Source organism: Chelativorans salis (assembly GCF_025336525.1).
In the GTDB taxonomy this organism is placed as follows: domain Bacteria; phylum Pseudomonadota; class Alphaproteobacteria; order Rhizobiales; family Rhizobiaceae; genus Chelativorans; species Chelativorans salis.
The window spans coordinates 446,728-458,558 of the sequence record NZ_JAOCZP010000002.1 but is presented as its reverse complement, the minus strand read 5'-3'; the positions used below and the strand labels follow the sequence as shown (position 1 = coordinate 458,558).

Annotated in this window: 10 protein-coding genes; 1 reads left to right on the top strand and 9 read right to left on the bottom strand. The window is 65.0% G+C overall.

The window, feature by feature from the left end; translation table 11 throughout:
• Positions 1–2: 2 nt before the first annotated feature.
• From ftsW to mraZ, 9 genes are all read right to left on the bottom strand, one after another.
• Entirely contained in the window at positions 3–1,157 is a 1,155-nt protein-coding gene (gene ftsW / locus N5A92_RS08180) for a putative lipid II flippase FtsW (RefSeq protein ID WP_260901664.1), read from the bottom strand.
• Positions 1,154–2,560, bottom strand: a complete 1,407-nt coding sequence (murD, locus tag N5A92_RS08175) for a UDP-N-acetylmuramoyl-L-alanine--D-glutamate ligase (RefSeq protein WP_260901662.1) — start codon at positions 2,558–2,560, stop codon at positions 1,154–1,156. Before murD ends, ftsW begins: the two co-directional genes overlap by 4 nt.
• A 244-nt stretch (positions 2,561–2,804) precedes the next feature.
• Entirely contained in the window at positions 2,805–3,887 is a 1,083-nt protein-coding gene (gene mraY / locus N5A92_RS08170; RefSeq protein WP_260901661.1) for a phospho-N-acetylmuramoyl-pentapeptide-transferase, read from the bottom strand.
• A gap of 32 nt (positions 3,888–3,919) precedes the next feature.
• Positions 3,920–5,347: a UDP-N-acetylmuramoylalanyl-D-glutamyl-2,6-diaminopimelate--D-alanyl-D-alanine ligase gene (locus tag N5A92_RS08165; protein WP_260901659.1), complete on the bottom strand. Its 1,428-nt coding sequence runs from the start codon at positions 5,345–5,347 to the stop codon at positions 3,920–3,922.
• Complete coding sequence (locus tag N5A92_RS08160) at positions 5,344–6,798, bottom strand: UDP-N-acetylmuramoyl-L-alanyl-D-glutamate--2,6-diaminopimelate ligase (protein WP_260901658.1); 1,455 nt, start codon at positions 6,796–6,798, stop codon at positions 5,344–5,346. The genes N5A92_RS08165 and N5A92_RS08160 overlap by 4 nt, the downstream gene beginning before the upstream one ends.
• A 52-nt stretch (positions 6,799–6,850) precedes the next feature.
• The gene (locus N5A92_RS08155; RefSeq protein WP_425248561.1) at positions 6,851–8,563 is read right to left on the bottom strand and encodes a peptidoglycan D,D-transpeptidase FtsI family protein; all 1,713 of its coding nucleotides are present in this window, start codon (positions 8,561–8,563) and stop codon (positions 6,851–6,853) included.
• Between the two features lie 2 nt (positions 8,564–8,565).
• The gene (gene ftsL / locus N5A92_RS08150) at positions 8,566–8,928 is read right to left on the bottom strand and encodes a cell division protein FtsL (RefSeq protein ID WP_260901655.1); all 363 of its coding nucleotides are present in this window, start codon (positions 8,926–8,928) and stop codon (positions 8,566–8,568) included.
• A gap of 4 nt (positions 8,929–8,932) precedes the next feature.
• Entirely contained in the window at positions 8,933–9,955 is a 1,023-nt protein-coding gene (gene rsmH / locus N5A92_RS08145) for a 16S rRNA (cytosine(1402)-N(4))-methyltransferase RsmH (RefSeq protein WP_425248560.1), read from the bottom strand.
• A complete protein-coding gene (mraZ, locus tag N5A92_RS08140; RefSeq protein WP_260901652.1) occupies positions 9,955–10,419 on the bottom strand; it encodes a division/cell wall cluster transcriptional repressor MraZ in 465 nt (154 codons plus the stop codon). Before mraZ ends, rsmH begins: the two co-directional genes overlap by 1 nt.
• Before the next feature lie 514 nt (positions 10,420–10,933).
• On the opposite strand from mraZ, the gene N5A92_RS08135 reads away from it, so the two are divergent.
• Positions 10,934–11,830, top strand: a complete 897-nt coding sequence (locus tag N5A92_RS08135) for a transferrin-binding protein-like solute binding protein (protein ID WP_260901650.1) — start codon at positions 10,934–10,936, stop codon at positions 11,828–11,830.
• The last annotated feature ends 1 nt before the right edge of the window (position 11,831 follow it).

Here is an 11,831-nt window from a genome sequence, read left to right as displayed (position 1 = left end):
CGTCAGCCGGCCGTCGCCGCCCGTCCGGAGACGCTGGAGAAGCTCATGGGCCGCCGCTTCTCCGGCCGCCGCCGGGCAAGCGCCAGGACGATGCCCATCGAGATCGCCATGGCGACAAGCGACGAGCCGCCATAGGAGATGAACGGCAGCGTCATGCCCTTGGCCGGCATCATCCGCACGTTGACGGCCATGTTGATGATCGACTGCAGGCCAAACAGAATGACGAGGCCAGAAAGTGCATAGCGCGTGAAGTCGTCGCTCTCGCGCTTGGCCAGCGCCAGCCCGCGCAAGACGATGAAGGCGAACAGCGCCAGGATGACCAGGCACATCACGATGCCGAACTCCTCGCCGGCGACGGCGAAGACGAAGTCTGTGTGGCTATCAGGCAGGATGCGCTTGACCGAGCCCTCGCCCGGCCCCTGCCCCAGCCAGCCGCCGCGCGTCATGGCCTCCAGGCTCATGTCCACCTGATAGGTGTCGCCCTCGCCGGTGATGAAGCGGTCGATACGGTCAGCAACGTGCGGGAAGAGGGAATAGGCAGCCGCCGCGCCCGCCGCCCCCAGGGCGCCGAGCACGAGGATCCACAGCCACGGCATACCGGCGATGAAGAACATCCCTCCCCAGGTGCCGAGCACCAGCATGGTCTGGCCGAGGTCGGGCTGAGCGACCAGCAGAGCCACCACGAGACCGAGCAGGATCATGGCGAAGAGGTTGCCGGGGATTTCCGGCTGCCGCGCATGCTCGGCGAAGAGCCATGCGCAGATGACGACGAAGGCCGGCTTCAGATACTCCGAAGGCTGGATGGAGATGCCGAACAGGTAAATCCAGCGCCGCGAGCCCTTCACCTCCATGCCGATGAACAGTGTGGCCACCATCAGCACCAGCGACGCGACCAGCATGACAAGCGCCAGCCGGCGCACATGGCGCGGCTCCAGGAACGAGACGCCGATGAGCACCACCAGCGCCGGGATCATGAAGATGACTTGCCTTGTGACGAAGTGAAAGCTTTCGAGGCCGATGCGCTCGGCCACGGCTGGGCTTGCTGCGAAGGAAAGCACCACGCCAAGCCCCATGAGCAAGAGAAAGGCGGCGAGGAACCAGCGGTCGACGGTCCACCACCAATTGGCCACAAGACTGCGATCGGTACGGCTGATCATTCCCTGGTCTCCCCGAGTGGCTCGACGCCGGAAAGCGAAAGCACCGCCTGGCGGAACGCCTCGCCCCTCACTTCGAAATTCCTGAACTGGTCGAAACTCGCACAAGCCGGCGACAACAGGACCACAACTTCACCCGCGGGATCGCCCGCCGCATCCCGCGCGGCATGCTCGACTGCGGCTGCAATAGTACCCGAAATCTCGTACTCCGTCGCCTCCCCAAGCGTGGCGGCGAAGGCGGGGGCCGCCTCGCCCACGAGATAGGCCTTGGCGATGCGGCCGAAGAAGGGCCTCAGGCTGCCGATGCCGCTCTCCTTCGGCAGGCCGCCGGCAATCCAGTAGATGCGCGGGAAGCTCGAAAGCGCGCGGGCCGCCGCATCCGCGTTGGTGGCCTTCGAATCATTGATGAAGAGAACGTGCTTGAACCGCCCCACCTGCTCCATGCGGTGGGCAAGGCCGGGAAAGCTTTCGAAGCCGGCGCGGATCTCCTCGATTGTAAGCCCGCAGGAAAGGCAGGCGGCAAGGGCGGCGAGCGCGTTCTGGGCATTGTGCCGCCCGCGCAGAGAGCCGACGCCTTGCAGCATGAACAGCCTTTCGGTCCTGCCGCCGCCCTCGGCGCGCATCACCTCTGCATCGCGGGCGAAAAAACCCTCTTCAAGCGTCTGCGTCACGGAGATCCGCATCACCTTGCGCCCGGCCTCATCAAGCCGCGCGGCGACGGCGCGACAATAGGCGTCGTCCATGCCGACGATAGCTGTGTCGCTGCCGGCGACCAGCCTCTCCTTGATCGCCGCATAGTCATCTATCGTGCCATGCCGGTCGAGATGGTCGGGCGAAAGGTTGAGCAGGATGCCGGCGGAAGGATCGAGCGTCGGCGCCAGGTCGATCTGGTAGGAGGAGCACTCCACCACATAGTGGCGCCCCGCCGCCGGCGGCTCCAGCGTCATCACGGCACGGCCGATATTGCCGCCCATCTGCACATCGCGCCCGGCCGCCTTCAGCACGTGGGCGATCAGCGCCGTCGTCGTCGACTTGCCGTTGGTGCCGGTGACGGCGATGAAGGGCGCCTCGGGCGCTCTCGCCCGCCGTTCGCGCGCGAAAAGCTCGATGTCGCCGATGATTTCCACACCGGCCGCCCGCGCCAGCTCCACGCTCCAATGCGGGCGGGGATGGGTAAGCGGCACGCCCGGCGCCAGCACCAAGGCGTCGAAATCCTTCCAGTTCGCCGCACGCAGATCCTGGGTCTCGACGCCTTCCTCCCCCGCGCGGGCGACGCTTTCGGGATTGTCGTCCCAGGCCAGCACCGACGCCCCGCCCGCAATAAGCGCCCGCGCCGTGGCGATGCCCGAGCCGCCGAGGCCGAAGACGGCGACGGTCTTGCCGGCGAAGGTGGAGACGGGGATCATGAGGTGGTTCCCTGCCACTGCAAGATGAAAGTCGCGGCCATCTGTGCTCGACTTTGCCCCCCTCTGTCCTGCCGGACATCTCCCCCACATGGGGGGAGATTGGCCGCCCGCTTGCCCAGGCGCCTTTCCCGCAACGTCAGTGATTGGCGAAAGTATCCGCGACGGCCGATCTCCCCCCTCGTGGGGGAGATGTCCGGCAGGACAGAGGGGGGCGTGACGGGGCTCGGCATAGCAATCCGGCCTTCTACCTCAGCTTCAACGTCGAAAGCCCGATCAGCGCCAGGACCACGGCGATGATCCAGAAGCGGATGACCACCTGGCTCTCCGTCCATCCCAGCTTCTCGAAATGATGGTGGATGGGCGCCATCAGGAACACACGCTTGCCCGTCATCTTGAAGACGGCGACCTGGATGATCACGGACAGGATCTCGATCACGAACAGGCCGCCGATAATGGCCAGCACGATCTCGTGCTTGGTGGCCACCGCGATGGTGCCGATGAGACCGCCGAGCGCCAGCGATCCCGTGTCGCCCATGAAGATGGCCGCCGGCGGCGCGTTGAACCACAGAAAGCCGAGGCCGGCGCCGATCACCGCGCCAAGGATGACGGCGAGCTCGCCCGTGCCCGGCACGAAGTGGATCTGCAGATAGTCTGCGAAGATGGCATTGCCCGAAAGATAGGCGATCACCCCGAAGGAGGCGGCCGCCACCATGACCGGCACGGTGGCCAGCCCGTCAAGCCCGTCGGTGAGGTTCACCGCGTTGCCCGCGCCGACGATGACGAAGGCTGCGAAGGGAATGAAGAAGATGCCGAGGTTGAGCAAGAGCTCCTTGAAGAAGGGGAAGGTGAGCGAGGAGGAGAATGGCTCCTGTCCAGCGCGCATGATCATCCAGGCGGCGAGGCCGGCAATGATAAACTCCAGCGCCAGCCGTATCTTGCCCGAAAAGCCCATATGCGACTGCTTCGTAACCTTCAGAAAGTCATCGTAAAAGCCGATGGCGCCGAAGACCACCGTCACCATCAGCACGATCCAAACATAGACGCTGGAAAGGTTCGCCCACAGGAGGGCGGAGCCGAGGATGCCGCTCAAGATCATCAGCCCGCCCATGGTGGGCGTGCCGGCCTTCTTGAAATGGGTCTGCGGCCCGTCGGCGCGGATCGGCTGGCCCCGTCCCTGGCGCACGCGCAGCGAATTGATGATGGCCGGACCGAACAGGAAGACGATGAAGGCCGCCGTGATCAGCGCCCCGCCGGTGCGGAAGGTGATGTAGCGGAAAACATTGAAGGCCGTAAATTCATCGGCAAATTCCACGAGCAGCGTAAGCATAATGAAAGTCCCTCAGGCGGGTGTCCCGCCTCCTAAATCTGCGCCGGCGTTGCCGCCGGAAATTGCTTGAGAAGGGCCTCGACCAGCTTTGAAAAGCCGATGCCCTTGGATGACTTGATCATGAGCGCGTCCCCCGGCCTTACCGCCTCGATAAGGAGCGGCGTCAGCCGTTCCGCATCCTCGCGATATTCGACGGTGAGGCCGGCCGGCGGGCTGTCGGCCAGCGCCTTCATCTCCGTCCCGCCCAGGAAAAGCAAGTCGACGTTGGAGGCTGCGATCAGGTCCGCGAGTGCGGCATGCAGCTTCGCCGAGTGCGGTCCAAGCTCCAGCATATCGCCCAAAACGGCGATGCGCCGGCCCTCACCGGCGACCGGCGTGCTGGCCAGAAGCTGCATCGCCGCCCGCATGGAGGCGGGATTTGCGTTGTAGCTCTCGTCGATCAGCGTGAAGGTGCCGTCGTCAAGGCGCAGCCGGTGGCGCTCGCCGCGCCCCGCTCCGGCGGAAAAATCGCCCAGCGCCAGGAGGAGCTTGGCGACATCCGCGCCGGCCAGATAGCCGGCACCGATCGCCGCGAGGGCGTTCTGCACCATGTGCCGCCCCGGCGCGCCGACCCGTGCCACCAGTTCCTGTCCGGCGATCTTCACCGTCACGGCCGAGCCCTCTCCCTGGGGCTCCCACTTGACGAGCTTGAACTGCGCCCGAGCGTTCTCGCCGAAGCCCCAGATGTTCTTGATGCCGGCATCGGTCGCCATCTTCGACAGGATCTTCCAGCGCTGGTCATCGCGGTTGATGACGGCGTGGCCGCCGCGCACGACGCCGGAGAAGATCTCGCCCTTGGCCTGGGCGATCTCGTCGAGGCTCTTGAAATGGCCGAGATGGGCCGCCGCCACCATAGTGACGAGAGCGATGTGCGGCTTCACCAGCCGCGTCAGCGGCTCGATCTCGCCGGCGTGGTTCATGCCGATCTCGAAGACGGCGTAGTCGCAGTCGGCCGGCAGGCGGGCGAGCGTCAGCGGCACGCCCCAGTGGTTGTTGAAGGAGCGGTCTGCCGCATGCACGCTGCCGGCGCTGGCGAGCGCGTGGCGCAGCATCTCCTTCGTGGTCGTCTTGCCGGCCGAGCCGGTGACGGCGATCACCTTGGCGCGCGTGCGCTCGCGCGCCGCCGCCGCCAGCCCTTCGAGCGCCTTGAGAACATCCGGAACGACCACCTTGGGCACGCCCAGGCGGCCGAGTGCTGGCAGCTTCTCTTCGGAGACCACCAGGAGCCCGGCACCGGCCGCCATGGCTGAGGTGGCGAACTGGTGACCGTCGAACTTGTCACCCTTGATGGCGAAGAAGGCGTCGCCGCGCTCCAGCGTGCGGGTGTCGATGGAGATGCCCGTCACCCCCTCGGGCAGGTTGCCGAACGGGCGGCCTCCGGTGGCCTTAACAAATGCATGGCTGTCCCAAAGAAGCCTCACGCGCCCTTCTCCTTAAGTGCCTGCCGCACCTCCTCGTGATCTGAAAAGTGATGCTTCCTGCCGGCGATCTCCTGCCCGACTTCATGGCCCTTGCCGGCGACCACCAGCGTATCCCCCGTCTCCAACATGGCAATCGCGGCGCGGATCGCCTCGCGCCGGTCGCCGATCTCTGTGGCCGTAGGCACCGCCTCCATGATGGCGGCGCGGATGGCGGCGGGGTCTTCCGAGCGCGGGTTGTCGTCGGTGACGATGACGACGTCGGCGAGCCGCCCGGCGATCTCGCCCATGATCGGCCGCTTCAGCCGGTCGCGGTCGCCGCCGCAGCCGAAGACGACGATGACGCGGCCGGTGGTGAACGGCCGGACTGCCAGAAGCACGTTCTCCAGCGCCTCGGGCTTGTGCGAATAGTCGACATAGCACTGCGCGCCGTTTTCGGCCGTGCCGACGAGCTCCAGCCGGCCCGAGGCACCCTTAAGATGCTCCAGCGCCGCCAGGGCCTTGTCGGCCGCAAGCCCGGTGGCGATGGCGAGCCCCGCCGCCACCAGCGCGTTGGACACCTGGAAATCACCCGCCAGCGGCAGGTCGATCTCGTGGATCACGCCTTCGTGCTCCACCTCGGCGCGCTGGCGATGGCGCTCGTGCTCGACGCGTTTCAGCGTCAGGAACGTGCCCTTGCGCCCGACGGTGAAAAGGTTGAGGCCGGCGTCACGGACCGCCTTCTCCGTCGCTTCCGACCATGCGTCGTCGGCGAAAACGACCGCCGGCGCACCCTTCGGCAGGAGCGTGTCGAACAGGCGCATCTTGGCGCGATGGTAGTGCTCTACCGTCGGGTGATAGTCCATATGGTCGCGGCCGAGATTGGTGAAGCCGCCGGCGGCGAGCCTGACGCCGTCGAGCCGGCGTTGGTCGAGCCCATGGCTCGAAGCTTCCATGGCGCCGTGGGTGACGCCGGCCTCCGCCAGTTCCTTCAGGAGGCGGTGCAGCGAAATGGGGTCCGGCGTGGTCAACTCGCCGTACTCCTCGCGTCCCGGTGCCACCACGCCGGTGGTGCCGATCGCGGCGGCGGCAAGTCCGGCCGTTTGCCATATCTGCCGTGTGAAGGAGGCGACCGAGGTCTTGCCGCTGGTGCCCGTCACCGCCGCCATCGTCGCCGGCTGGCCGGCGTAAAGGCGGGCGGCCGTCAGCGCCAGTGCGCGGCGCGGGTCTTCCACCTCGACGACAGGAACACCGATATCCGTGTCAACGGCACCCGGCCGTGCCACGATCGCCGCTGCCCCCTGGCGCGCGGCCTCCGCCGCGAAGGCGGCTCCATCCGCCTTGGCGCCGGCTAGCGCGAAAAACAGGTCGCCGTCGGAAAGCTGCCGCGTATCCGATGAAAGACCGGAGATTTGCATATCGTCGGATAGTGCCCCGCCATGCGGCAAGATATCGGCAAGTTCACCCAGATTCATCACATCCCAGAATTCTTTTACGGCCAACCGTACGACACTCGGCTTACCGGAATCACTGATACGAAACCAGCAAAGCCTCACTTTCATGGCCGAAATCTGGCTGCACGCCAAGTAGCGGGGCTGCGCGGCGGATGATGTTTCCGGCGAGCGGCGCGTTGGTTATGCCGGAGGTTGCGGACAGGCCGGGTTTTTCCGGCTTCGGCTCATCGAGAACCACGAACACGACATAGTCCGGATCATTGGCCGGAAAGCTGGCGATGAACGTGTTGAACCGTGTGTTGTTGGAGTAGCGGCCGTTGACCACCTTCTCCGCCGTCCCCGTCTTGGTGCCGACATAGTAGCCGGGCACTTCGGCGCGCCGTCCCGAGCCCTTCTCGGTATTATAGCGGAACAGGTAGCGGACCGCAGCACTAGTTTGCTCAGAAATCACCTGCTCGGCGATCGCGTTCGCCTCTTCCTCGGTGCGCGGCAGGAAGGTCGGGGGAATGAACTTTCCGCCATTCAGCATCGCCGCCGCGGCGGTCGCCGTCTGCAGCGGCGTCGTAGCGACGCCGTGGCCGAAGGAGATGGTGACCGAGTTGATCTTCTTCCACTTCGCCGGCTCGGTGGGGCGTGCGACTTCGGGCAGTTCCGTCTTGACGCGGTCGAGGATGCCGATCCGATCCAGGAACTCCCGGTGCCCTTCGATCCCCACCACGTCGGCCATCTTGGCGGTGCCGATGTTGGAGGAATAGATGAAGATTTCCGGCACGCTTAGAACGCGCCCCTTGCCGTGGAAATCCCTGATGGTGTGCCCGCCGATGCGCAGCGGGCGCGTCGCATCGAACTTGTCGTTCATGCTCACGAGACCGGAATCGAGCGCCATCGACGTCGTAAAGAGCTTGAAGGTCGAGCCCATCTCGAAGACGCCGGCCGTCATGCGGTTGAGCCGGTCCTTCTCGAGCGCGTTATAGGGATTGTTCGGATCGTAGTCGGGCAGCGAGGCCATGGCCATCACCTCGCCCGTGCGCGCATTGAGGACGACGCCGCCGGCGGCGATCGCCTGGTGGCGCTCCATGGCCTGCACCAGCTCGTCGTGCAGCACGTGCTGCACCCTCAGATCGATGGAAAGGCCCACCGGATTGAGTGTGTCCGGCCCGGCAAGGCCCAGCGCCTGCAGGTCGGCCAGGCCCTGCTCGTCGACATATTTCTCCATGCCGGCGATGCCCTGGTTATCGATGTTCACGAGGCCGAGGATGTGCGAGGCGGTGGGGCCGCCGGGGTAGAAGCGGCGTTTCTCCGTGCGAAAACCCAGTCCCGGAATGCCGAGCGCCAGGATCTCGCTCTGCTGGCGCGGCGAAAGCTGGCGGCGCAGCCAGACGAAGCCGGCGTCGCTGTCGAGCCGCCGGTACGCCTGCTCATAATCAAGATCAGGCAGCACCGTCTGCAGCTTCTCGATGGTCTCGTCGATATAGGCGATGCGCCGCGGCTCGGCGAAGAGCGATGCGGTTTTGATGTCCGTCGCCAGCACCTCTCCGTTGCGGTCGACGAGGTCGGGCCGCGAGGCCGTCGCCCGGCTCTGCGGCAGATTGACCACCTCCTCTTCGACCATGCCGAGATGCACGAGCCGCGCGCCGATGGCCGCATAGATGCCGAAGAGCACGGCCATCGCCATCACCACGCGGTTGCGCGACCGCCCGCCGATGGCCTTGCGCGCGCCTTCGACCACGATGGCGCCCTCGCCTTCCGCCTTTGCCGGCCGCCGGTTCTTCCACAGCCTCGGCATCTTCATGGCCGCACGCCTCCCGTCACCACCGGTTCATCCGCGCCGTCCGCGCCCTCGACCATCAGCCTCTCCGAGCGGAAGGGAATCTCACGCAGCGATGCCTGCGTAGCGATCTGCTTGGCGTCCATGAGGCCGAGGCCGAGCTCGTCCTTGTAAATTTCCGCCAGCTTCTCCAAGCGCCCTGGCTGGGTGAGTAGGCTCCGGTCCGCCTTCAAAACGTCGATGGCGTCCTTTTCGAGCTGGATCCGCGTCTCCAGGTCACGGACGCGGCCCATCATCGCCTCAGCCTCGTGCTTGGTCTTGTAGGTGAATGCCGCCGCCGAAAGCATGACCGCAATCAGGATGATGTCACTGGTCCGGAACAACTGCCTACCTCGCCTTCTCGCCAAGCTGTGCCGTGACGAAAAGCGCCGGCACGCCCAGACTGTCGAAATCCTCGCTCCCCGCCGGCGCATCCGTGCGCCGCGCCGCCCTGAGCCGCGCCGAGCGGGCGCGCGGGTTTTGCGCCGTCTCCGCCTCGTCGGGCGCCACCGGCTTTTGCGGCTTTTCGAAGATGGGTTGCGGCGCGGCCGCCTCCGGCAGATGCCGGGAGCCGCCCGCTGCGCCCGTGCGCGAGGTGAGGAACCGCTTGACGATGCGGTCCTCCAGCGAATGGAAGGTGACCACGGCGATAACGCCGCCCGGCTTCAAAATGCGCTCGGCCGCGAACAGCGCACGCGCCAGTTCGCCGAGCTCGTCGTTGACGAAGATGCGCAGGGCCTGAAAGACGCGCGTGGCGGGATGGATCTTGTCGCTCGGCTTGCGGCCGATCGTCCGCTCGATGAGACCAGCCAGGTCGCCGGTGGTCTCGAACGGCTTTTCCGCACGTCGCCGCTCGATGGCGCGGCCGATGCGGCCGGCGTGGCGCTCCTCTCCCAGCAGCCCGAAGATGCGCGCCAGATCCCCGGCCTTCAGGCGGTTGACGACATCGGCAGCACTCGGGCCCTCGCGGCCCATGCGCATGTCGAGCGGGCCTTCCTTGCGGAAGGAGAACCCGCGCTCCGCCTCGTCGAGCTGCATGGACGACACGCCGACATCGAGCACCACGCCATCCACGGCGCCGCCTGCGATGTCCTCCATTTCCGAAAAACGGCCGAGCTCCAGCCGCAGCCGGTCACCGAAGCGCTCAGCCAACGCCTGACCGCCGGCGATAGCGTCAGGGTCGCGGTCGATCGCCACCACCCCCGCACCCCGCTCCAGGAGCGCAGCCGTATAGCCGCCCGCACCGAACGTGCCGTCGACGATCGTCTTGCCGGGCGCCGGGTCGAGGGCGGCGATCACCGCGTCGAGAAGGACCGGAATGTGGCGGGCCAGTCCGCCACCGGCCGAGCTTTCGCCGCCGGGGCCCGCCATCATTCCGTATTCGCGGCACGGGCCTGCGAGGCCTGTTGCCGCAATTTCAAGAGCCGTGCGCGAACATCCGCGCCATGGGCACTGAGCCGCTCCGGCTCCCATATCTGAAAGAAGAGGCCGCGCCCCACGAAGGCGACCTGCGATGTAATCCCCGTATGCTCGCGAACGAAGTCCGTTACGGTAATGCGCCCGTCCTGATCCAATTTCAGGAAGCTGCCGTCGCCATGAACGAAGAAGGACATGTCGTCCGCCGTCTGCAGGAACGGGTCCTCCACCGCGATCCGCTCCTCGTAGCGGTCGAGCAGGTCCGGGCCGCCCACATCCATCGCCGGCACATCCAGCGCCCTCAGCGCGTAGAGGTCGGTGAAGCCGCGCCTCTGCACCACGGAGCGGAAGTGAGCCGGCACGGAGACCCGCCCCTTCGCGTCGATCCTGTTGATCGCACTGGATAAGAACCGATCCATGATCTGCGACGGCCGCTGTTGGCGTCATGCCCCTCTGCATTGCTTCGACCGCGCAAACCCGCGGCTCCTCGATCCGTTCCCCGCTCCAGGCACAATGCCCTGCACCCCGCCGAAAACGCGGCGGCGCGGCCTTCAAACTCCTCACTGAAACAATAATCTGACTGATTTGATGGGATAACATGGGCTACTATGGGCGTCAACGGGATTGATAGACATAGATAGCAAATCCGCCCCGGATTCCGGCGGCTTGCGGCCATCGGATATTTATCCCGTGTTAAGCCTAACGAAGGGTTGCGCTTACAGTGGCCTTACGGTCACCGGCCCTGCCCGCCGCATGTGCGACCGTCGGCATGCGTGACGCACGACCGCAGGCAGCCAAGTTTCATAAAAACGTGGAAGAAGGCGCCTAGACTGTTGAAGTGCAGCTACAACCAGTTAGGTTCACCCCGGCTGGTTATGCACTAGAAAGTAGCCGATCAAGCATAATTTTAGGTAAGATTGGGGGTTAGAAATCGTGAAAAAGCTGTCTTTTCTCATCCTCCCACTCGCGGTCGCAGGATGCGGCGGGGGATCGGGCGGTCCTGGTGGCCCCAACGGCCCGAGCTTCACGAGCTTCGCCGAAATGGAGGTCAGCGAGCCTACGACGATGGAGGGAAAGGGGCGCGAATCCACCATCGAACTTACGAATGCTGGGTATAGGCTTACAGAGCCCTCAAGAGTAAATACGTCCGCGAATGTAGAAATAAATTCCGACGGAGAACCAACGTCGATTTCACTGAACACACCAGCTTCAAATAAAGTCATAAATACAGAAGGTTTGCCGCCGGAAAAATCATATCCTTTCCAAGGTGGAAAATTCCAATATATCAATTCACACGACAACAAGACCAGCATGCGATATGCAAATCCTGAGGAAAATGGATTTGAGTATCAGACCTTCGGCACTTGGATGGAGCTCCAGTCCCCGTCAACAGGCAATGTTGGGGCAACAAGCGTGGGCGCCAAAACGCGGGTGGCCAGCATTCCTTCGTCTGGAAATGCGACATTCAGGGGGACGGCGCTGGGAGAATATGTCGATCTCGACCCCGCAGACAACGCTCCCGAATGGCACACGATAACATCCGAGGCGACGTTGAACGCAGATTTCGCAGGGCGCTCCGTAGAGTTTCAAACCACCAACACGACAAACTGGGCAGGTACGCCGAGGGACGAGCTCGACCTGAACGGCACCATGTCCTACTCGGGCGGAAGCAACGAGATGTCGGGAACGGTCACCACCGCCAACGGCATGTCCGGTGAGGTCGACGGTCGTTTCTATGGCCCGGGCGCCCAGGAAGTCGGCGGCACGTTCTCCTTGAAAGGCGACGGCGTCGAGCGATACTACGGAGGCTACGGGGCCAAGAAGCAGTAAT

Coding starts and splice junctions, on each gene's coding strand:
- mraZ (WP_260901652.1), bottom strand. CDS start 10,419: ATGGATCGGTTCTTATCCAGTGCGATCAACAGGATCGACGCGAAGGGG.
- N5A92_RS08155 (WP_425248561.1), bottom strand. CDS start 8,563: ATGCCGAGGCTGTGGAAGAACCGGCGGCCGGCAAAGGCGGAAGGCGAG.
- murD (WP_260901662.1), bottom strand. CDS start 2,560: ATGATCCCCGTCTCCACCTTCGCCGGCAAGACCGTCGCCGTCTTCGGC.
- rsmH (WP_425248560.1), bottom strand. CDS start 9,955: ATGGCGGGCCCCGGCGGCGAAAGCTCGGCCGGTGGCGGACTGGCCCGC.
- N5A92_RS08160 (WP_260901658.1), bottom strand. CDS start 6,798: ATGAATCTGGGTGAACTTGCCGATATCTTGCCGCATGGCGGGGCACTA.
- mraY (WP_260901661.1), bottom strand. CDS start 3,887: ATGCTTACGCTGCTCGTGGAATTTGCCGATGAATTTACGGCCTTCAAT.
- ftsW (WP_260901664.1), bottom strand. CDS start 1,157: ATGATCAGCCGTACCGATCGCAGTCTTGTGGCCAATTGGTGGTGGACC.